This window comes from Methanosarcina mazei S-6 (genome assembly GCF_000970205.1).
Taxonomy (GTDB): Archaea; Halobacteriota; Methanosarcinia; order Methanosarcinales; family Methanosarcinaceae; genus Methanosarcina; species Methanosarcina mazei.
Window position 1 is genome coordinate 3769154 of record NZ_CP009512.1, and the last position, 22463, is coordinate 3791616.

Annotated in this window: 20 protein-coding genes; 11 read left to right on the forward strand and 9 right to left on the reverse strand. The window is 41.4% G+C overall.

What is annotated here, in order from left to right:
• Positions 1-135 precede the first annotated feature (135 nt).
• Positions 136-315, forward strand: a complete 180-nt coding sequence (locus MSMAS_RS19640) for a hypothetical protein (RefSeq protein WP_054869790.1) — start codon at positions 136-138, stop codon at positions 313-315.
• A gap of 43 nt (positions 316-358) precedes the next feature.
• Here the strand turns inward: MSMAS_RS19640 and MSMAS_RS16195 are convergent, their stop codons facing one another.
• The gene (locus tag MSMAS_RS16195) at positions 359-2473 is read right to left on the reverse strand and encodes a DUF2341 domain-containing protein (protein WP_048045880.1); all 2115 of its coding nucleotides are present in this window, start codon (positions 2471-2473) and stop codon (positions 359-361) included.
• Positions 2474-2868: 395 nt separating this feature from the next.
• Between MSMAS_RS16195 and MSMAS_RS16200 the strand changes: the two genes are divergently transcribed.
• Positions 2869-3384, forward strand: a complete 516-nt coding sequence (locus MSMAS_RS16200; protein WP_011033571.1) for a deoxyuridine 5'-triphosphate nucleotidohydrolase — start codon at positions 2869-2871, stop codon at positions 3382-3384.
• A gap of 377 nt (positions 3385-3761) precedes the next feature.
• Positions 3762-4565 (forward strand): 2-amino-3,7-dideoxy-D-threo-hept-6-ulosonate synthase, encoded by an 804-nt coding sequence (locus tag MSMAS_RS16205; protein ID WP_048046813.1) that lies wholly within the window; start codon positions 3762-3764, stop codon positions 4563-4565.
• Positions 4566-5622: 1057 nt separating this feature from the next.
• Here MSMAS_RS16205 and MSMAS_RS16210 read toward each other — a convergent pair.
• A complete protein-coding gene (locus MSMAS_RS16210) occupies positions 5623-6618 on the reverse strand; it encodes a radical SAM protein (protein WP_048046816.1) in 996 nt (331 codons plus the stop codon).
• Between the two features lie 298 nt (positions 6619-6916).
• Here MSMAS_RS16210 and MSMAS_RS16215 point away from each other — a divergent pair, with 298 nt between their 5' ends.
• The 4 genes from MSMAS_RS16215 to MSMAS_RS16230 all read left to right on the forward strand — a co-directional run bounded on the left by MSMAS_RS16215 (position 6917) and on the right by MSMAS_RS16230 (position 10455).
• The gene (locus MSMAS_RS16215; RefSeq protein ID WP_048041180.1) at positions 6917-7375 is read left to right on the forward strand and encodes a hypothetical protein; all 459 of its coding nucleotides are present in this window, start codon (positions 6917-6919) and stop codon (positions 7373-7375) included.
• A gap of 1000 nt (positions 7376-8375) precedes the next feature.
• The gene (locus tag MSMAS_RS16220; RefSeq protein WP_011033567.1) at positions 8376-8681 is read left to right on the forward strand and encodes a hypothetical protein; all 306 of its coding nucleotides are present in this window, start codon (positions 8376-8378) and stop codon (positions 8679-8681) included.
• Positions 8682-8938: 257 nt separating this feature from the next.
• Positions 8939-10006, forward strand: a complete 1068-nt coding sequence (locus MSMAS_RS16225; RefSeq protein ID WP_048041181.1) for a CobW family GTP-binding protein — start codon at positions 8939-8941, stop codon at positions 10004-10006.
• Between the two features lie 140 nt (positions 10007-10146).
• Entirely contained in the window at positions 10147-10455 is a 309-nt protein-coding gene (locus tag MSMAS_RS16230; protein ID WP_011033565.1) for a hypothetical protein, read from the forward strand.
• Positions 10456-10944: 489 nt separating this feature from the next.
• On the opposite strand, the gene MSMAS_RS16235 is transcribed toward MSMAS_RS16230, so the two are convergent.
• Entirely contained in the window at positions 10945-11136 is a 192-nt protein-coding gene (locus MSMAS_RS16235; protein WP_048046818.1) for a hypothetical protein, read from the reverse strand.
• A gap of 355 nt (positions 11137-11491) precedes the next feature.
• On the opposite strand from MSMAS_RS16235, the gene MSMAS_RS16240 reads away from it, so the two are divergent.
• On the forward strand, positions 11492-11674 hold the full coding sequence (locus MSMAS_RS16240) for an indolepyruvate ferredoxin oxidoreductase subunit alpha (RefSeq protein WP_015411957.1): 183 nt from the start codon (positions 11492-11494) through the stop codon (positions 11672-11674).
• Positions 11675-11770: 96 nt separating this feature from the next.
• The gene (gene asd / locus MSMAS_RS16245; protein WP_011033563.1) at positions 11771-12799 is read left to right on the forward strand and encodes an aspartate-semialdehyde dehydrogenase; all 1029 of its coding nucleotides are present in this window, start codon (positions 11771-11773) and stop codon (positions 12797-12799) included.
• Positions 12800-13013: 214 nt separating this feature from the next.
• On the opposite strand, the gene larC is transcribed toward asd, so the two are convergent.
• From larC to MSMAS_RS16275, 6 genes are all read right to left on the reverse strand, one after another.
• Positions 13014-14204: a nickel pincer cofactor biosynthesis protein LarC gene (gene larC, locus MSMAS_RS16250; RefSeq protein WP_011033562.1), complete on the reverse strand. Its 1191-nt coding sequence runs from the start codon at positions 14202-14204 to the stop codon at positions 13014-13016.
• A 60-nt stretch (positions 14205-14264) separates the two neighbouring features.
• On the reverse strand, positions 14265-15077 hold the full coding sequence (gene larB / locus MSMAS_RS16255; protein ID WP_011033561.1) for a nickel pincer cofactor biosynthesis protein LarB: 813 nt from the start codon (positions 15075-15077) through the stop codon (positions 14265-14267).
• 326 nt (positions 15078-15403) lie between these two features.
• Positions 15404-16600 (reverse strand): aldo/keto reductase, encoded by a 1197-nt coding sequence (locus tag MSMAS_RS16260; RefSeq protein WP_011033560.1) that lies wholly within the window; start codon positions 16598-16600, stop codon positions 15404-15406.
• A 76-nt stretch (positions 16601-16676) separates the two neighbouring features.
• A complete protein-coding gene (locus tag MSMAS_RS16265) occupies positions 16677-17219 on the reverse strand; it encodes a TetR/AcrR family transcriptional regulator (protein WP_230633301.1) in 543 nt (180 codons plus the stop codon).
• 303 nt (positions 17220-17522) lie between these two features.
• Entirely contained in the window at positions 17523-18104 is a 582-nt protein-coding gene (gene larC2, locus MSMAS_RS16270; RefSeq protein WP_226987745.1) for a nickel pincer cofactor biosynthesis protein LarC2, read from the reverse strand.
• A 155-nt stretch (positions 18105-18259) separates the two neighbouring features.
• Positions 18260-20050: a hypothetical protein gene (locus MSMAS_RS16275; protein ID WP_011033557.1), complete on the reverse strand. Its 1791-nt coding sequence runs from the start codon at positions 20048-20050 to the stop codon at positions 18260-18262.
• A gap of 300 nt (positions 20051-20350) precedes the next feature.
• On the opposite strand from MSMAS_RS16275, the gene pyrH reads away from it, so the two are divergent.
• The gene (gene pyrH, locus MSMAS_RS16280; protein ID WP_011033556.1) at positions 20351-21052 is read left to right on the forward strand and encodes a UMP kinase; all 702 of its coding nucleotides are present in this window, start codon (positions 20351-20353) and stop codon (positions 21050-21052) included.
• Between the two features lie 173 nt (positions 21053-21225).
• Positions 21226-22413: a hypothetical protein gene (locus MSMAS_RS16285; protein ID WP_011033555.1), complete on the forward strand. Its 1188-nt coding sequence runs from the start codon at positions 21226-21228 to the stop codon at positions 22411-22413.
• Positions 22414-22463 lie beyond the last annotated feature (50 nt).

The window sequence follows — 22463 nt, forward strand, 5'->3', positions numbered from 1 at the left end:
TCAATATTTAATTGGAAAATATAAATCAATCGAATGATGAAGTTACATGTAACGTTACATATAACGATAGAACTGAAGAAAACAGAAAATAAAAAAAGGAAAGGAAAAAATGGAAGTAAAAAATGAAAGGAAAAAATGGAAAATAAAAAGAGAAAAAAAATTAAGCTAAAAAGAGAAAGAAAAGAAAAAAGAGAAAACTTTTTTACTCTTTTTCCTCGTTTTGTATTCTTCTTCACTTTACTGTATTTCCCTACCAGAGATCTATTTCCTGATTCTGGTTTACTATCTGGTTTTTGGTTACTAGCTGGTTTTTGATCCGTCGCCCTAATTTGTTTTGGTTCACTCTCATGTTTTGGGTTCATTGCTTCTTAGCTCTAAGAAAAGCAAAAGCTGCTAACCCTGTTAAGAGTACGGAAATAGCTCCGAACCCGGGCAGTGACAGCTTATTTTCTTCAGATTCAGCATCTACAGGCAGGTCTGTATATGTAACATAGTTGGAAATCGAAACCCCTGTAAAAGCCGGATCTTCTCCATAATATTTCACAAAACTGGTAAAAAGGTTCTGTATTTCGAGCCTGTCTGCAAATCCTTCTTCTACGGAAATCTCGATTATTCCTTTTGAATTCGCACCTCTTACCTCTCCCATATCGGGTGCAATATTATCCACAATATCCGACATGGAGGTAAGGTCTTTATTTCCACGGTCGTAAGCCCTGACAATGAAGAAGTCTACCAGAGGAGAAATAGTCTCAACCTCAGATGCAGTATGACCGGGTGGCAGGCTTGCTGATACGGATACGTTTTCTCCGGCTTTTTCATGGGCAAGATCAAAAATAGGCTTATAGTCCATACAGCTGTTTTCGGAACCTGAATAAGGAGAAGTTTTCACGCAGATATTGATGCCGTCGAAAGGCGCAAGTGACTTCTCATTATAATCGAGAATCGCATTAAGAGAAGCACGGGAAATGCTCGGAGCTGTTTCTGATGTACAGTTGAGCTCTTCAAGGAGAACTGCGTGCACAGATATTCCTTCCTCATGAGCCATTTTTACAAAACGCTCATACTGCCAGACATCAGGACCGTTCATACTCAGGAAAATAGTATCAATTCCCGAAGCTTCAAGTTCTTTTACAAGTGCGTGGAAATCAACACTGTATGGGGAAGAAAGTTTGATTCCTGAAACATTAACATTGTATTTCGGGAAACGAGTTTCCAGGGTTTCAGTATTATTTCCGCTCCGGCTTTCCTGAACCTTTACTGCTTTTTCCTGGGCTTCTTCAGTATCTGAAACCTCAGGTAAAACAGTTTCATTTTCAGGAGTAATGCCTGATTCCGAAGATGTGTTTTCGGATTCGGAAACATTATCAGTTTCAGAAGTATTATCTTTGTCAGAGCTTTCAGTTTCTATCTGACCTGAGGCGAAACTGACAGCTGGCTCGGATTCAACAAATTTGCGGACAAAAGCGTAGTCTACAGCCATATATCCTGTGTTCTTCGAGGCATCGGAATAAGATTCGGCATAAAGATAAACGCGCATAGGGAAGTTTGTAATGTAATCACTGGAAGAATAATCCATCTTTGAATCGCGGATTCCATTATTATACCAGGCTACACTGCGCGTGTCGTTTTCTTCGTACCAGGCAATTCCCGAGGTGTACCACTGTCCTTCAGAGACACGGACGTCAGTTTTGTCAAAGGAATTGTACCTCTCTTTTCTGTAAGCTGTCTCCCAGCCCACCCGGCTTTCACCGGCAAATTCGGTCTTATGCGTGATTTCATTTTTTCTGCTGCTTATCTGGTCTATGAAACCCTGCTTCAGGAGAGGGCCTCTTTCATCTTTTCCTGTGGTAACTTTCATTCTTTTGACGACAAACATGGAATTAATATCAAAACTTTTTTTGGAATAGATAAGAGAAGTATCATAAGCGTGAGGCTTGGGAACTGTTACTTTACATGTGCCGTTACCGACTTCAACAAATCCTCCACCTGATTTTTTGGAGTCCCATACAAGACCTTTGAGCTTTTCCCCCTCAAAGCCGTCAAAGAATTCAAAGGTCCTGCCTCCATCACTCACTGCCTCAGCGTCAGGATTTCCGCATTCCAGAAGGAGTGCTGTATCCCTGTTCGCAGGTAGAGAAGGTATTTTAACCCAGACAAGAGCTTTTTCGGCTTCCGGGTCCCAGGATTCGATCCAGTAATTGAGTGATTTTCCTCTGGAAGAAAAACGCAGGTCAGAACCATCCGGTTTTGCCTGTGAGAAATTGAAGTTAGAAGAATTCAGGAAAATAGGAACCTGATAACTTGTTAGATCTTTTCCGGAATTTTCAGTAATTATGATCTTCTGGGAATAACCTTCCGTATTATTTACTGTGGATAGGCCAAAAAGATCATTCGAACCAGCCAGGGAAATGCCTGTTATCAAAACAAAGAAGAAAATAAAAATAATCCCACATGTGATCAATCTCTTTTTCATTTTTAGCATCCTCTTTTAACCCTTTAATAAACAAAAAATGTCATCAGGACGTTCTAAGGAATATAAATGATATCATCTATTTTACCTAGAGGTATTAACCCACAAACAATAAACCTTTTCATAAATACTTACACAGAATAATATTGGAAATAATAATAATAAGTTATATAAAAATTTAGAAAAATAAAGAGAAAAAGAAAAGAAGAGAAGAGAAAAAGAAAAGGAGATAAGAAGAAAAAGAAAAGAAGAGAAGAGAAAAAGAAGGGAAAGGGAGGAAAAGAAGGGAAAAAGGAGATAAGAAGAAAATAAAACAAAAAGAGAAACAAATATAAGAAAAGAATAAAGTTTGAAAAGCCCGAAATAGTAATAAAGAATACACACAATTACAGTTTTTCATGGCTCTTTTATCCAGCAATGAACTGAGAAAATTAATAAAAGCAAATCCCCCTTTACTTGAAAACGCAGTAGACACCGAAACCCAGATACAGCCAAATGGGCTTGAGCTCACCCTGAAAGAGATAAAAACAATAGAAGGTGCGGGAGCTGTTGATTTTGACAATTCCGAAAGAAAAGTTCCGGACGCAAAACCCCTGGAATTTGGAAAAGACGGATGGATCCACCTTCCGGAGGGGATTTATAAAGTTATATTTAACGAAATCGTCAATATTCCAATGAACCTTGCTGCAATCGCAAAACCAAGATCAAGCCTTATTCGGTGCGGGGCAACTCTTGAAACTGCAGTATGGGATGCAGGTTACAGGGGACGAAGCGAATCCATGCTTGTAGTTTATAACCCTGCAGGCTTTAAGTTGAAGAAAAACGCCAGGATAATGCAGCTCCTTTTCTATACCCTTAATACCGAAGTAGAGGAAGGCTATTCTGGAGTTTACCAGAACGAAAATACAAACTGAATTTATAAAAAATATGGAATAAAATAACTAAAATTGTAAAAGAATTTGAGGTAGAATGGACAGTGTAACATAAGTTCTGTAAAATCACAAATCTCAAGAAGTTATTGAGTAGAAAATTCCACATCAGAAGATCAATTTCCCGATAATACACAAAAACTTGACTTCAAATTTACAGCAAATTCGCGACACTGCCGTAGAAGACTAAAATTATGAAAAACATGCAGTAAAATGACTAAAATTATGAAAAAATATGCAGTAAAATGGCCGAAATTATGAAAAAGCATACAGTAAAATAACAGTATTTTGAGGTCCTGAGCGGGAATCTTTCGAAAATATATAGATAAAGTATATATTACCTGATTTGTATATCACAGCCTATGAGTACTATAGGAAAATCCGTAAGGATGGAGCGTATTTTCAACAGGAATACAGGTAATGCCATTATCATACCCATGGACCATGGAGTTGGTGCAGGGCCCATATCAGGACTCACAAACCTTCAGGAGGCTGTAAACAGGGTTGCAGAAGGGAGAGCAAATGCTGTTTTAGGACACATGGGGCTTTCAAAGCACGGGCACAGGGGCTATGGTCACGATGTAGGCCTGATAATCCACCTTTCAGCTTCAACCTCACTTGCTCTTGACCCGAACCATAAAGTTCTTGTAACAACCGTTGAAGAAGCCATAAAAGTGGGAGCAGATGCGGTTTCCGTTCATATAAATATAGGAGCTGAAGACGAGTTTGAGATGCTGCAGGGCCTTGGCTATGTAGCTGGAAAGTGCGACGAATGGGGTATTCCTCTCCTTGCAATGATGTATCCGCGAGGGAAAAAGGTCCGTTCCGAATACGATGTTGATGTAGTAAAGCATGCAGCAAGGATAGGCGCTGAGCTTGGAGCAGACATCGTCAAAACAAACTATACGGGAAACCCGGAAACTTTCAAAGAAGTTGTCAATGGATGCCCCGTACCTGTAATTATTGCAGGAGGTCCTAAAATGGGCTCGGAAAAGGAACTTCTGGAAATGATCGAAGGATCTCTTGAAGCGGGCGGGCGTGGTGTTGCCATAGGAAGAAACGTATTCCAGGCAGAAGACCCGACAGGTCTTGTACGCAGAATTTCAAAAATAGTCCATGAAGGCATGACTGCGGAAGAAATAATAAAAATGGGTAAAAATGCCTGAAAAATGAAAAAATTAAAGCAACCAGGGAATCAACTAATTCTTAAAGTTCGAGACTTGATTAAGATTCATATAGTGAATCTCAGGAACGGGAAATTTACATCTCAGAAAATTTCCTGTTAACCATTCGAGTGGAAATAGAGGAGAGGTTACAGTTTAGAAGATTGTTATTTTTGATACACAAAGAACATAATTAAAGAGTTCACTTTATGATTACAATTAAATTTCAGAAAAATTAGAAATAACAGAATAAAAATTTTAATTTAAAATTCCGTATTCTCTCGGCCATTCCCAACCCTCCGGCAATTTTCGCCAACCTCTCTTTTTTCTGTTCCTTTAAACTTGATAGCTACTGAGAATATACAGAATATCATCTAACTGACTTTAATAAAAATGATTAGATGCCGGTTTCCTGACAATGAGAATTCCTTTCTAAAAAGACCCGGGGTCTGTATTGGAAGATTGTCAGATCCAAACTATGTTTCTGTATATGCCATTTAAAGAATATTGAATTTACATGTAGATTCCAGTGGAAATCTGGGGCTTTTTTGGATTCTATCGGAAAGCAGGTATGAAACAGATATTATTAAAGAAGTTAAAATAAGGAAATCAGTGAAAAAATAAGTGAGACTCGGGATAAAATAACATGAATAAAGACCTGACAGGAAGAGTGATTTGAGAAAATCAGAAGACTCTTTAAGAATAAGACTGCGAAGAAAGGCTTCTGCTGGCGAAAAGTAATGAGAAAAGAAAGGGAAAACCCTGTTTGAAGAAAAGAAAGTCCGGAAAACAACTGAAAAAATACATAGTGAAAAACGAAAAGTTATAGATAAGGAAGAAATAGGAATATTGAAAAAAATAAATTTACGAAAGATTCCAGTGGAAATAAAGGGGTTTCTCTCAGAAGAAAACAATAAAATAGAAAAAATTAAAAATAATTTTTGAAATTATAAAAGTAAAAGAATAAGCGAAAAATTGAAAATTAAAAGTCAGACAATGGAACTCAAAAAAGACTGTTCTCCAAACCGGACATACATTTTTTATACAGAACTTGCCTGAATCAGAAATCCACGAAGGGCACAAGATCACAGCCCGTGCATTTAAGGCACATCGTCATTGCAAGTGAGGGATCAAGCCCGTACTTCTTCAGGATTTCAGCTTCCATTTTCGCAAGTCTCAAAAGGCGTTCAGGAGAAGGACGTTCTGTAAAACAGTCTCCTGACCTGAGGGGATGCGGATTTACCGGGCGCAGGACAGGAATTACGCCTATCTTTGCAAGAGTTTCGACTCCTTCCCTTACAGAGTCATCACTTTCCCCAAGCCCTATAATAAAATTGCTGAAGACCCTGTTTTTTCCGAAAACTTCCACAGCTTCTTTAAGCCGGCCCAGGATGTAATCAAGAGAAAGGTCCCCACAGACCTTCTGGAAGATCTCTCTGTCCATGGTTTCAACATTGTATTTAACCTCGGCAACCCCGGAATCATAGAATTTCCGGGAACACCCCTCTGTAGGATATACTGAAACCCCTATGGGGACATTGTATTTTTTGAGGGCGGGCATAAGTTTGAGCACACGTTCCACTTCATCTTCAATTGAGGTTTCAACGCCTGAAGTAAGGGAGATGGCTTTTAGACTTCCCGCCTTCATGACGTCATCCACTATGCCCAGGACTTCTTCATCAGTTTTGACATGTCCCTGGAGTTTGGGCACAGGGCAGTATTTGCAGTCAAAGATGCACCTCTCGCAGAGAGTTATAAAAGCCTGATCCGGACAGTGTGCAGGGGCAGGTTCAAGTTTTCCCCTGACAAGTTCTTTTCCTTCGTACAGAATCGTGACTGTTCCATCATCCCCTGCCGCTTTAATGGAAAGGGGAAAATTTTTATTCACACTGAGCCTGACCCGTTTATCTCCCGCCCTGAAAAATACTGAGCTTGTGCCTGCTCCCGGGCCTGCAGTAGAGCCCCGGTCCCTGGCAATAAGTGAAGGGTCCACGGAAACGGAGCCTGTTGAGATAAGAAAAGCTTTTAATTCAGGTGTAATTTGTGTGCATTGCATTAAATGTCCCTCAGGAAGAGATTTTTTTCCCTTAGTTCCAGTCTTTTTTGATCTTCACGAGATAGTATATAAATTATTCTGAAAATATAATTTTATCAGCAAGAAGCAACAAATGAAATAAAGAGCATTTTTTCATTATACATTAATTTAATATTGAAGAATAGAAAAAAAGCTTTTTTTCTCGCAAAATAGAGAATAAGCACATATAAATAAAAAGAAAATCACTTAAATTTTTAAAAGAAATCAAGGAGGAATAGGTGTTATTTTAAAGAAGTGGTTTTCAGTACTTATAATACTAATGTGTGCCATTTTTGCCGCTTCTTCGGGGTGCAGTGAAAACACCGAAGAAGATATGAATGTGCCTGAAGAGTCAGCCGAAGACAGCGAAGAAGAGTCTCCTGATGAGGATGAAGAAGTAAAAGTTGAGATGGAATCTACCGGAGATTCCAGTAACTGGTGTGCTGTGGGATCTTCCTGGAAATCAACAAACCCCCAGACAGGTGAAGAAGTTGAAATGAAAATCACAGGAATGGAAACCGTTGACGGAATTCCTATGTGTAAAGCAGTTTATGAGACAAACATCGACGATGAAGATTTCTCCAAAATCGAATATATGTGGTCAGAAAACGGGGAAACTTATTTCTGGACTGCTTATGATAAATCAGGAGAGGTAGTTTCCGAAATGAGCATGAAAGACGGCAAAATGAAAATAGTTGATGAAGAAGGCAATGTAATGGAGTATTCACAGGGACAATAAAACGATAAAGAAAAAACAATAAAATATAGAGATTGCGATAAAGAACTGAAAATTGTGCTAGATTACCAGCACTTTTTATTTAATTAAATTTTTTGATTTATTATATTTTTAGTGATTCTTTTTTAGTGATTCGTTTTTAAGATATCATCTTCATAGTTTAGGAAGAATTGAGTTGAATTTCTCTTCTCACAAGCAATTATATTCATACCCGTTATTTTAAAATTTAATAAGAATTTTGTTTGAGTAGGGCAGATGTTTTTGTTATTATAGGATTTTCAGAGTATTATTCTTAAGCGTTATATGAATCCGATAATATGAGTCAAATGGATAAGGATTACAATGATGTATTAATGATATACAGATCAAATAACATTATGTGTTACATAAAATTACAAAAGTGTTATATACAAAGAATACGTAGTATAGCTTGCGTTCTCATCCCTTCAACACCCCACAAATAGCACAAGATCTACTCCACACAAGAAAGGGATAAAAGAAATAAAGAAACTAGTTAAACTCGCAACCCGTGAGTTCAGTACCTCAATATCTCTTCCCAGATAAAACAAAAGCATCTCTTAATGCCGTTCGGAACTTCCAGGTTTTTGGATGGGAACGCAAACCAATTTTTAAAAATGTTTACAGAAAGGCGCTCTTTTACCGGAGAAGTCTTCACACACTTTTTCAGGATTTGCAATATTGAATTAACAATCTCCAATTAATAATATTAATTGTCAGTCCTATTGACAGCTTCGAGTTAACAACTTTTTTTAATTGGCACCTTTTATTGATAGCCTCTTATTAACAACCTTTTTTAATTGATAGCCCCGGGTTAACAACCTGTTTTAAAATGACGCTTACTTTAATTTTGCAGTTCTTCCTGCCCACTCAACCTCTTCTTTCCTGCATACAGAAAAATAAAACTCCTTAAACAAAATCAAAATAATTATATATTAACCATTCTGATTTTCAAAAGATAGTTTTACAGAACAGGAGATCGCGAATGATGGAAGAGAAAGACGAAATTGACCTTTTTCTGGATTCCCAGGTAAAAACCGAGAAAGAAATACTGCAGGAAAAATGTGAGAAAACTTATAATGCAGCATCCAACCAGACCAGGAGAGACATAATGAGGACGGTTTGTTTTCTGGGAAAAAAGAAAGAAGAACTTCTTAAAGAAACCGGTCTTGATGAGGCTGCTTTAAGGTTCCATATAGAAATTCTGATAAATAGTGATTTTCTTTTTAAGGACGAAAAAGGTATTTACAGGCTAACGGAACTCGGACTTAAAGTGCTTCCAAAGCTTTGAAAATTTCTTCCGGCATGGTTTACCGGAACCCCTTTCATTTTGAAAAACTTATCCGCAAACCAGAATTTATTTTCTTCAGACACATCTCTTCTCAAGCATATCAAATTCGTGCGCAATAAAAGGAAAAAGCCTCTATATTAATCGTTTATGAGATATCTCCGCGGAGGAAGGGCTTACCAATTTTATATATATAAGCAAATATATTGTATTTGTCAGCCAGACACAATCTATTTTCAGGCAATGAGGACAGGAAAAACATGAAAGTCATGATCATAGGAGGTTTTCTCGGAAGCGGGAAAACAACTGCAATTCAGAGAATTAGCAGGCAGCTCAGTGATGCCGGAAAACGGACAGCGATTATCGTAAACGAAATAGGAGAAATAGGGCTTGATGGAGATACGCTTAATAGCCCCGGAATCACGACTCGGGAACTGACAAGCGGCTGCATTTGCTGTACATTGAAAATAAGTATGCAGTATACACTTCAGACCCTTGAAGAGGAGTTCAGGCCTGATATTGTAATTATCGAGCCAACAGGAATTGCTTTTCCCGGGCAGATAAGGGAAGAAATCGAGGTAATGGGGCTTTCCGAGTTATCCTTTTCCCCTGTTGTGACCCTTGTGGACCCGGGTCGTTTCGGCACCGAGGCAAAAGAAATTCCAAAGTTTATCGAGACCCAGGTAAAGGAAGCTGAAATCCTGGGCATAAATAAAATGGACATCGCTCCTGCAGAAATCGTCAGGGCAACAGAAAAGATGCTTGCGGAACTGAACCCTGAAGCCAGAGTCCTGAAGTTTTCAGCAAAGCTTGGAGACGAACAATTTGAAGATCTGTTAATCCATCTTGCATTGCCAGGGATTGAGAAACCTTCTCAGGAAAAGAAAAACTCCATTGAGATTTCTGAAGTCTCGGCCCATTCGGTTCTCTATACTCTTAAATCCGGCGTGCAGAATCCTGAGGAAGGCAGGCAGTTTATAGAAGGGAGCCTTCAGTCGATAAGGGACAGAGTTAAGGAAATTAACCCTGATTTTATAGGGCATGTAAAACTTTCCATGAAACTCCCTGACTCCATAATTAAGGGCAGCGTTACTTCTTCCGGAGAAGCCCCGCAGGTGGAGTTTATTCCCCGCAAAAATGAAAATCTTGAACTCAGGCTGCTCTCCGCAATTACAAAGGTCCCGAAAGTCAGGCTTATAGAAATAGTAGAAAGCTCTCTTGAAGAGAAATTAAGGGAATCAGGCATCTCGTTTGAGAAAAAGGAACAGCAGCACGGCACGCTTACGAAGATAAGCGAGATCACAAAAAAAGAAGTTAGAGTGGAATAAAAAAGCCCGAAAAGGAAAGACGAATACCAGTAGAAGTAAAGTTTTAATCAGTGAAGGAAACAAAAGGTTAGAGAAACTGATATACTGAAAAAAAGCGGAGTTAGAGAAGCTGATACTGAAAAAGGAGAGGAGTCTCAATTATGCACGATGAAATTGACGAAATTGATACATATTTTGCTTCCAGAGGAGAAATTACAGAAGGCGAAGCTGTCAAAATGGAACATATTATGATGGAAAAAGTTTCCATAAACCCGGAAAGAAGGAAATTACTTAGGACAGTTGGGGTATTCGGGAAAACTGAAAAACAGCTAAAGGAAGAGTCAGGTCTGACAGATTTCTTCTTTAAGTTTCACATGGATTTTCTGCTTAAAGAAGGGCTCCTCAAGCTTGATGATGAGATTTACCGTCTGACGGAGATGGGAATCTCATTGCACGATTCCGTATGCTGAAAGCATATTTTCCCATATTATTTCTTATGTTTTTGTTTAAACGAATGTTGATAATAATGAAACAAGTGAACTACCACCCAGCTAAAGACTGAGTGGCTTCCTGAGTCATCCTTTCTCCCATTGGAGGCAAGTCGTGCAGGCTCTAGCCCCTCGTTCCGAAGGTGAAATAGATATGAGCGTGAGGTTGTACTTGAGATGCTTATAGCTACCGTCTTTCCACGGCTTAATCCCGATCCCTTCAGGATGATTCTTGCCCTGTTATCCAACTCCCCGATGTTCAAACGTTACCTCGCTTGGTTTTCGCTTTGAAATTCGGCAACGTTCTTAGGAACTGTGAGGTTGTGGTGACAGCAAAATCTAATATTAAAAACGTTTTGAAGATACTTAATAACTTACAGAATCTATAACGGATAACAGTTTGGAAGTTGACGCTTAGATCTCACGAAGCTAAAGACTTCGAGGTTTTACGCTTCTTCCTATAAACCAGGGTTATTTATCAAATATTTCTGGTTTATCTGCAACTAATTCGATATGCCCGCATTTTGGACAAACATAGGTGTTTACGCCATAAACTTTACGATTAAAGCCTTTCTTTATTTCTTCTACTAAAGCATAGCCATCATTTGCACTTAATGAAGCGTTTTTCATTTCTACATTACAATTTGTACATTTTCTTTCCATGATTACTTCTTTTCATTTAACTTTATTAGTTATGCCTGGCATAAGGCAAACCTTTGCCCCTGCCTGTTCAGTGCATAAATTATAGCATAATGCCATAACGGAATCAAACATTAACATTTACTAAAAACAGAGCCTTTCTTATACATCTACACAAATACAAAACAAAATTTTGGAAGCGTAAGCCTTAGCTCTTTACGATTCTTGAAAAATTGCTTTTTGCTAAAAAGCGATAAGTTTTTATGGTTATCTGAATAATGGCGTTATGATCATTTTTTCGATATTCTATGGAAGTTTCAAAAACGCCCCGATATAATTTCCTGGTACATATCGAGCAAACAAAAAGGAGTGAAAAAATATGCCAGCATTAGTAAACGCAGATGAATGTTCTGGATGCGGAACCTGTGTCGACGAATGTCCCTCTGAAGCAATCACCCTCGATGAAGAAAAGGGAATTGCAGTTGTTGACCAGGATGAATGTGTAGAGTGCGGTGCATGTGAAGAAGCATGCCCGAACCAGGCAATTAAAGTAACGGAATAAAAAAACAGAGATTGAGATGGAATAACTTTTTATTCCATTCTTTTCTTTTTCTCTTTTATCAAATCATTTCTTATCTCTCCGGAGGTAGCTTTTTAGATGGCAGCAGTTAAAGCGGGTATTTTAGGCGCCACTGGCGCTGTAGGGCAGAGATTTGTAGAAGCACTTGCAAACCATCCATGGTTTGAGATCACAGCCCTTGCAGCATCCGAAAGGAGCGCCGGCAAAACGTATAGAGAAGCGGCAGGCTGGAGGCTTGACACAGCCATGCCGGAAAGTGTCGAAAACATAGAGGTTGTTCCTGTAGACCCAAAAACAGTTGATGCAGATGTGGTCTTTTCAGCTCTTCCTGCAGACCTTGCCCTTACAGTGGAATCCGAGTTTGCAAAAGCCGGGTTTGCAGTTGCAAGCAATGCATCTTCCTACAGGATGGAAAAAGACATCCCTCTTGTAATCCCTGAAGTAAACCCCGAACACCTGGGGCTCCTTGAAGTCCAGCAGGATACAAGGGGCTGGGACGGATACATTATCACTAACCCTAACTGCTCCACAATTGTCATGACAGTTACCCTGAAGCCCCTGATGCAGTTTGGGCTCGAAACCGTACAGGTCGCCACAATGCAGGCGATTTCCGGAGCAGGTTTCTCCGGAGTTGCAGCCATGGCAATCTATGACAATGTAATCCCCTATATAGGAAGCGAAGAAAAAAAGATGGAAACTGAAACCTTAAAGCTCCTGGGAGAATTCAACGGCTCAGAAATCGTGCCTGCAGATATGAAGGTCAGCGCTTCCTGCCACAGGGTGCCTGTAGTTGACGGGCACACGGAAGCCATCTGGGCAGGCATGAGAGAAAACCCCACGCCTGAAGAAGTAAGGGAAGCCTTCCTGAAATTCGACCCAAAACTTGGAGAACTCCCCTCAGAGCCGAAAAAAGCTCTCATAGTGCGGGACGAAGTAGATAGACCTCAGCCGCGCCTTGACCGCAACATGGGAAAAGGCATGAGTGTCTCAGTGGGGAGGATCAGAGAAGGTATCCGATACATCGCAATGGGGCACAACACGATCCGCGGAGCTGCGGGCGCGAGTGTCCTGAATGCCGAGCTTCTTCATTCGATGGGCAAGCTCTGAGTTGATAAAACTTTTAAAGAGCGATAAAAAGCAAATTATAATCGCATAAATCGAAAGAAATAGCAAAGAATAAGAATGAGAAGTAAAAAGCCCGAAAACCGGGACTTTTACTTTTCTTCAAAAATCTCTGTTTTAAATTTATTTTTATAAAGTCAGAGATTGATTTTTATTTCTCCTGGAGTAATTTTCCAAATTTCCCGGTTTCCGGCAGTATTCAGGAAAACAGCTTCCTTGCAGCCTCTTCTGCCCTGCGCATAACCTCTCTTACAGGAACTCCGCTGGTTTTTGCAATTTTTTTGCAGTCTTCAAATTCCGCAGAGATATTGAGAAGAACCCCTTCCGAGTCCCTGGCGATTTTGACCGCAGTTTCAAATTCCTGACCTTCAAGATCAATTTTTATCCTTTCAATATTTCGGGAAGCTGTTAACCTGTGCCTGGCAGGCATGACTCTTACTCCAAGAGACCCTGTTTCAACTATTATTTTCCGGGCAAGTTTTGCGCTGTCTTCGGGCTTTGCAATAACCTTGATAATATGGGCAGGCCTGCCTTTTTTCATGGTTGCGGGCATAATCGCAACATCCCTGGCTCCCATTGAAAGCAGTTCCTCAAAGAGGTTGCCCAGGACTTCTCCACTCACATCGTCAGCATTGGTCTCAAGGACTTCGATTATATCAGGAACCAGATGAGAATCAGGCTCTATCAGCACTCCCTGGAGCACATTGGGCCCCTGGAGCTCGGCATCCCCTGCGCCGTATCCTATGGCAACTGCCCTGCCCTGAGGGAAATTGTCAACAGGCTTTGCAAAATGCGCAAGAATTGCAGCCCCTGTTGGAGTAAGCAGTTCCTTATTCACATTTCCTCCCCTGAAATAGAGCTTTCCTCTCCTGAGAATCTCAAGGGTAGCAGGAGCCGGCACAGGCAGGGTCCCATGCGCACATTCTATTGTTCCACTGCCCACATTGATAGGGGTGCAGTAAACCGAATCACAGTTAAGGGAATGAATGGCCGCAGAAGAGCCTATAACATCGGCAAGGGCATCGCTCTGCCCCACCTCGTGGAAATGAAGCTTTTCAAGGTCAGGCTGCCCATGAACCGCAGCCTCTGCTTCTGCCATTTTCAAAAAGATGTCAAGGGCACTTGCCTCTACTTTTGAAGGCAGTTTTGACGCCTTTACAAGGTCTACAATTTCAGGGTATGTCCGGAAGTACTCTTTTTCAGGCACATTTATGCGTACGTCCAGGGCTTTGATCCCTTTTTTCACAACCTCCCTGATATCCATAGATACAGGTGCCGAGGATTCGATTAATTCCTTTACTTCTCCCCTGTCGGCTCCGAGGTCGAGGGCACACCCCAGAATCATATCTCCGGCTGCACCTGAAAAAGGGTTAAAGACCAGTGATTTCATAAATTACCTCCCTGAATTTTACTTTTGAACCCGTCCTCGTTCGTCGTTTTCAAGATATTATTACTCTCCGGTTTCTTCCTGTTCCGTTTCTTCAGTTATTTTCCCTTCTCCGGCAGCAGCAATCATATTGGCAATCCTTGCCGCATAAGCCCCTGCAACGAATCCAGCATCGATATTTACCACTGCAAGGGTCGAGCAGGACTGAAGCATTGACAGAAGAGCCGCTTTTCCACCGCCGCCTGCCCCGTAACCTGTGGATACCGGAAGCCCTATTACCGGTACATCAACAAGCCCTGAGACTATGGTAGGAAGTGTTCCTTCTCTTCCGGCTGCAACAACAATCGCGCCGGGGTTCCGGAGCTTGAGCTTCTGGAGTTCAGGGATCAGCCTGTGGATCCCGGCAACGCCTACATCATACACAGCAATGGTTTCGCAGCCCATTTCGGAAGCAATAGTCCTTGCCTCTTCTGCAGCAGGGATGTCTGCCGTACCTGCGGATATGACTCCAACAACTCCTCCTGTGCGTGGAGCAGGAGTCCCGTCGTGAACAACCACCGTACGTGCCCGGCTGTTCCATTCGAGTTTATCATCACCAAAAGCTTTCATTAAGGCTTCCACATGTGATGTAGACGCGCGGGTAACCAGGGCTCTTTTACTTTTTTCTACCATAACCCTGGCAATCTCGACAACATCCTCAGGCTCCTTACAGTCAGCAAGAATCGCCTCTATTACACCGGTCCTTGTTTTCCTGTGAGTATCCACTTTAGCTATGTTAGAATAACTGACAAAACCCAGACTCCGGACATGCTGTTCCGCAGTTTCGAGGTCGATTTTCCCTTCTTTAACAGCCTTCAATATATCATTAAGATCCATGCACCACCCTTAATCAGAAGAATTGAATGCTCTAACAATAAACAGCTTAAATATCAAATTATCAGGCAATAATTATTGGTTTGGAGGCTTTTTAGAGTTTCGTGCTATACTCGTCTAGATTATTTTTATAATTATCTGGGTTATTGCTTTGTAATTTGAGATAAAATTAAACATTCTAAAACTGAATGAGTGTATGAGTGTAATTAACTGAATCTGGGTATAAGCAGCGGAAAAATGGGGATATTGTTTAATTGTTTGATAAAAGTCAGCTTAAACAATACCTTCATTTTCTCTTTTCAGCACTTCGGATTGCTTCTACTTTAAGTCTACTTCTTGAATATCTGTTTTGCTATGGCAACTCTCTCCTCCAGGTCGGACCCTTCAAGCTCTTCTACAACGGATTCAAGAATCGTTGGGATATCAAGGTGCTGGGGGCATTTCTCAAGACATTCTCCACATTGTACGCACAGGGATGCAAATTCAGGCTCTCCACCGGATAGTACCCCGCCCAACCTTGCAGCATACATGAACTTAGTCTCGTCTGCATTGCCGGACATATATAGAGTATTGTACGTTTCGAAACATAATGGAATATTCACCCCTTCCGGACAGGGCATACAATATCTGCACCCTGTACATCCTGCTTTCATAAGTTCACGATATTTCCGCTCTACTTTCTTTACGAGCTGTATTTCAGCTTCAGTAAGAGAATTCGGGTATGCTTTGTCTGCTACTGCGAGATTCTCTTCAATATGTGTTTCTTCATTCATCCCGGAGAGAACAACCGTGACCTCTGGGTGGTTCCATACCCAGAGAAGAGCCCATTCTGCAGCGGTCCTTTTTGTAGAAGCTTCATCCCAGATCTCCTGGACAGCAGGAGGGACAGGGTTTGCAAGGTACCCTCCACGGAGGGGTTCCATAATGATTACTCCAAGGCCTTTTGAAGCTGCATATTCCAGACCTTCAGTGCCTGCCTGGTTCTTTTCATCCAGGAAGTTGTACTGGATCTGACAAAAGTCCCAGTCATAGGCATCCACTATCCTTTTGAACTCATCTCCCGAGCCGTGGAAGGAAAAACCTGCGTTAATTATACGGCCGTCAGCTCTAGCTTTGTCAAGAAAATCGGCTATACCCAGTTTTTCAATATAATCCCACAGGTCACCAACGAGAGCGTGGATGAGGTAATAGTCGATGTGGTCAATATTAAGTTTCTTCAGCTGAGCGTCCAGAAACTTATCCATATCCTCCCGGCTCTTTATAAGCCAGGAAGGAAGCTTTGTGGCAAGTTTAACCTTTTCTCGATATCCGTCAGCAAGAGCACGGCCCAGGAAAGGCTCGCTCTGTTCCATATGATAGGGCCAGGCCGTATCGACATAGTTTACTCCGTGGTCGATTGCATAACGTACCTGCCTGGTGGCTCTGTCTTCATCTATACTACCGTCTTCTTTCATCGGAAGGCGCATGCACCCGAATCCAAGTATAGAAAGTTCATCTCCGTTCTTGGGCATTTTTCTGTAAAGCATTTTTAGTTCTCCTGAATTTTTAAATTGTTTTGCCCGTTTTTGATTGACTGATCACTCACACATGAAATGAAAAAAATTACACTTTAGCCAGACCTCTCCAGAGAATCTGGAATCCATCTGCTATGATTTTGTTTTTATCCAGTGAAGAATCTGAATCAAGAATAAGGTTTACTACCTCCCTGCTGCCCTGATAAAACATTGCAATAACCAGCTCCGCAGGAAAATCTCTAACCTCTCCCGTTTTTATCCCTTCATCCACAAAATTATGGAGGAAGACATATTCTTTCATCACTTCATCACGCGTAAATTTTGTTATGTAAGGAGAAGAGCAGAATTGTCCAACAAAAAGGAATTCTTCCTGATTGTTTACACCCCAATTGACTAAATTTGACCATATTCTTTTTAATTTATCCTGAAAGGTAGTCTCAGCTTCGAGACCTACCCCCATAGAGTGGCCCAAGTTTCCTTTAACCTCAAAATAAAGGCTGTTTATAAGATCTTCCTTTGTGGGAAAGTAATTGAAAAGGGTGCCTGTGGCTACACCTGCGTTTTTTGAAATTTGAGCAGTGGACGTACCGTGGAAGCCTCTTTCAGTGAAGAGCTTCAGGGCAGCTCCCATAATTGCTGTTTTTTTGTCTTTGACATGTTCTTTCATATACTATCTCTAAATTGACTGATTAGTCAGTTATAGAACTGAGTTATATCACAATATAAATAATTAATGGAACTTACTCTTAATTTTGTTCTTTATATATTTGAAAACTATGAGAGAATGACACTCAATAAAAAATATCATTACAGTAGAAATATCTTTACAGTAAAAATATCTTCACGGTAAAAATACCTTTCACGGAAAAAAATTTCAGGATAATAAAGATCTTTGAAAAAAGACGCCTTAAACCTAAAAAAGTAAAAGCGAGATTCAATTGCCGAAACAGATTTTCGTCTCATCTTTACAGCACAGTTTTTTTGAAACAGGGAACAGAGACTCGCTGTCCGGTTCCGAACCGCAGCCGTTGAAATTGATAGTAAAGTCCTTTATGCCTTTCAGAGCTCTTTCTTCAATCAATTCCTTAATTTCGTACATGGAAAGCTTCAGGCCAGCTTCTTTTACCCTGCCTGACAGTTCCTTAAGTTCTTCGTACTCCACCCTGGCAGAAAGCGGCTTCTGGTTTTTCCCTTTAACAATTTTCAGGCTTATGTTCCCTTCCCATAACGGCGTTTCAGACCCATCAAGAAAAGATATAAAAAGCTTTTTTATTTCATAATCGAATGGATAATGCTCTGTAGTTAGAACCCTGACACCAAGAGCACCGGTCTCCAGTGCCATGAACTCTGCAAGGGAATCAAGAGTTTCTTCCTCACTGTCAATCAGGAAGATGTGCTCAGGTCTTCCCTTTTTAGTAATGGCTGGCACTACATGTACATTTTTAGCTCCGAGCTTCATCAATTCTTCAATCAGATAGGGGACCTGCTCACATGTGATATTGTCAACATTTGTCATCAAAAGCAAAAGTAGACCTCCGGCGTTTTACAGAAAAAAATAAGGCAAAGGTAAAAAGGTTAAACCTGTAAGTCGGACCCTTTTACCTTTGCCCGGAATTCAGGCCGTTTTTGTGGTTTGGTGGATTTTTTGGATTGGTGTGTGTTCATCGGGATTTACTCAATGCATTCCATGGATTTCATTATCCTGACAGCCAGTTTTGCAACATCCGTTGCTTTTTCCCGGGCTCCCGGAATTGCAGCTGAACAGGACTTTCCTCCTTTTTCCGCAAGTTTTGCAGCTTCTTTTGGATCGGCAACTTTCATCGCAGCTGCAACGGCTGCAGGCACCGTAATGTTAATAATCGAGTGCCCAGAAAGCTGGAGTTCACAGACCGGTATGGCTGCCAGGGGGATAATTTCCAGAAGCTCCTTTCGATCGTTGAAAATAGCATCAGGGATCACATTCTGCCCAAGCCCCAGAAGTTCAAAAGTCCTGCCGTCTACAGTCAGTTTAACATCGGCATCTGTATCAAACCCGTAATATGAAGTAGTAAAGGGATGGCTACGGCGGGCACCTCCAACCATTTTCGTAATCTCAATCCTGACTTCGTGTCCTGTCATGGCTCCAAGCATCGCAGCAGCCCTTGTTTCGACAGTTTTCTTCCTTTCCAGGTCGAGTTCTTTCACGACATCCTCAACGGACTTTCCGGATTTTATATCCTCATATGCCTTTTTTGCCCTTCTGACGATAGCAGCTGAGCGGACCCCGTCAGTCCCAAGTATCATGGTACGCGTAATGGGGCCTCTCCTGACCTGTTCGGTTTTTCGGGCAATTGTATTAAGGGCAACCGCGGCAATTTCCGGGTCAAGCCATTCATTCTTTTTCACCTCTGCAATGACATCTGCAGCCTGCTCAATATCGCCTTCAAACTTTATCAGGGACCTGAGGGTAATTATTGTGTCCGCAGTCATATGTCCGAGAGGAGGCATTATAGGTCCTCCGGAAAATCCGGCTCCGATTTCAACCGATTCCTTAAATGCGCACAGCATCTCGCCAAAAGACATCATCCCCACTACAGTGGGAGCACCTATATCTTTCAGGATAACTCCAAGGTCTCCTACGAGCCTGAAAGAATCGTACTCTTCGTCTGTACCGCGCATATGGAGTTTTTCCGGAATGCCTGCAGCCTGACAGGCAGCTTTTCCTGCAAGATAGGCACTGTTCACATCAAAAAAGCCGCCGTACTCCTCACCAACAAAAGCATCAGGGTGCACGATTTCAAGAGCTGCTGCAGCTCCGAGTACTGCAGAAATAATAGGACTTGCGGAAATGCCTGCTCCCCAGTAAGCCTGCATCATAGCTTCTGTCCCTATCTTTGCAGCGTTCATGGATACTTCCGGAAATCCTATGTCTTCACCAAGGGTGTTGTGCCCATAAAGGGGGCCGCCTGCAACCCCAAGAGGAAGTTTCCGCCCGTCAATTTTTGTGAGTTTGCCTTCTGCCATGGCACTGTAAATAGCCTGTACGGCTGCAAAGCCTGAGACCTTGTTATTTGACTTTGGAGTGGGAATGGCTATAACCCCTGTCCTGTCGGCTCCTGCGATCATGCGAGCAAGAGCTCCTATTTTCCGGTTCCCTGCAGGGACTCCGGCCTGGGCATTTGAACCTGCAAAGTAGCAGATTGTAGCTGCAAAAAGGGCTGCGTTTGCCGGGCTTGCTCCGGCTTCTTCTGCGGCTTCAATGCCTTTTTTGAGTACATGATCAATTTCCAGGCTGCCGCTGTCTTCATCTGTAAGCGTGATATTGGCACCCCGGAAAAGCTCTGTAGCAATAGCATTTGCAGCACACATCGCGCCGATGTTTGTCATTCCATGACCTTTGGTAAGAGCTTCAATCCTGTCATTTGTAAGATTCTGGATACCTGAAATTGAAGCCATTACTGCAGCATAAACTTCGTTATTCAAAAAAATTTGCCTCCTTTAAAAAAATAATTCGAGATGATTTTTTCTCAATAGTTTAAAATTCGTCATGTAAATAGTTATTCATTAACACTGTGACTATATTAAAAAAAGAAAAAGTCAAATCGAAAAGTTACAAGTCAAGTTAAATGGAGTTTAGCGTTATTATTAATACAGAAAAATTAAAAAGAAAAAAGCCTTCTTGATCCATGCAGCAGCCTGCAAAATAGAGAAGTGTAAAAACTCTGAATAAAAAATACCAGCGATAAATTTAAAAATCCGCATTGTTAATGTGTAGAGATCATCATGCTCATAGTACTCTCATTAGGCGGTTCAATTCTCGCAAAAAACCTTGATCCGGATCGTTTTTTAAAATATGCAAATGCTCTGCGCGACATATCCAAAAAACATACACTGCTTGTAGTAACTGGAGGAGGAGAAGCAGCAAGGGACTATATAGGTGCTGCACGGGCTATGGGGGCAGATGAAGTAACCTGCGACTACATAGGCATAGAAATCACTCGCCTGAACGCAAGGCTGCTTATTTCAGCTCTCGGACACGATGCTTATCCTGAAATCCCTTCAAACTACCCTGAAGCTTCAAAAGCCATGACTTCAGGAAAAGTCGTGGTAATGGGGGGAGTTACACCTGGTCAGACAACTGACGCTGTTGCTTCAATCCTCGCAGAATACCTGAGGGCAGACCTGCTGACAATTGCAACGTCAATTGACGGGGTTTATTCCTCAGACCCTAACTGCGACCCCTGTGCAGTCAAATACGAGAAAATCTCCCCTGAAAAACTCATAAACATTGTTATGGCTATCGAGATGAAAGCAGGCTCAAAATCCCCTGTTGACCCTGTAGCTGCAAAGATTATAGAGCGCTGCAAGCTCGACGCTCTTGTAATGGACGCCAGAAACCCTGATCTTCTTGTAGAAGTCATATGCGGAGAGGCTGCCAAAAAATCCCCGGTCTCCTGCGGAACCTGGATTACAGCAAAAAAATAAAAAATCGAAACAATAGAAGTAAAAACAGTTCTTTTCTGGCATATTAAAACCGGAAAAGAAAAAAATCAAAAACTTAAACATAGAGGTTCCGACATACATCCATATTGCAGAGATCCTGATTGGGCTGATGGCTCTGCTTCTCTGCAGCTTTTGGAAAGAAGGAGGACCCGGGCTTGAGCCTGCCAGAAAAAAAGAACTGTTTGAAACTGAGAGAGTTTACTTTAAGTTTATTTTCTCTAACCCTATTCCTGATTTTCTTCTGCACACAGATAAATCCTGTTTACGGAGCTGTAAACGGGGCAGCTATTGAAGAAGAGAATGAAAACAGAATTATTATTGGCTTTTTTTCAGACCATGACCTCAGTGATGCAACAGTCAGGTTTGAAGAACCCCATGAAAACGTTTCTCTTGTTTTTACCCTGAGTTCGGGAAAAGAAACTCTGAAATCAGAAACTTTCCACCTGGTTTCCGTAAAGAAAGACCAGGAGATTTCAAAAGTCTTTTTCTGGGAGCTTGAAGAAGACTTTGGGAAGGATAGGGACTCTTATACAGCACAGCTTTTTGTAAAAGAAGGCAATCAAATCCTTGAAACCCAGAAAACCTCATTTTCTTACCGTAACCCTCATCTTTCAAACCTGAAAGTTGTGGATTTTTCTGCAGATTCCGAAAAAGCTTCATTCCTGATAGATCTTGTAAGTTCCGCAAACCTCAGACTCGTGCAGATGCCTGAGCCCGGCATTGTAGATTTTGACCTTAAACTCCTTTCCGGCAAGGACATAATATACAGCGAAAGCCTGAAAAATGTCCCTGTAACTGATGCTTATTATAAAACAATTAACTGGCCCTTGCTGCTGGAAAAAGACAGGAGCTACACCGCTCTCCTGAAAGTCCATTCACATTCCCCCGAGCTTACCACCGCATATATGTCAGAATTCTGGGCGGAAGAAAAGGTAGAAATCCTTGATTCTGACATCAACGTGGACGAGTACGGGGCAAGCGTGACTGTAACAGGAAGGTCACAGGTTCCTTTTAATGGAATTGTCAGGGTTGTTCTAACTCCTGAAGAAGGAGATGTCCGGGTGTTTGAAGAAACTGCGGATATCCTTACTGCGGGAAAAGAAGATACAGTAGGAATCATCTGGCAGGGGGTTCCCAGAGGAGACTACAATGTAAAAATAGATGTGGTAAACCTCGACGGTGAAATACTTGACAGCCATGAAACGGTTTTGCGTGTTTTTGAGCCCGTAGCTGAACTAAATCCTCCTGAAGAGACTCCAGCACTTAGCTCTCAGGCAGCAACTGGAATTTTACTCTGTGTTGCTGTTTTTCTGGGAAGAAAAAAGAGAGGAAAAAAGGACTGAACCAGGTAACTTTTGAATTATCTGGAGTTAAAACGAATCTGTATGCGGGA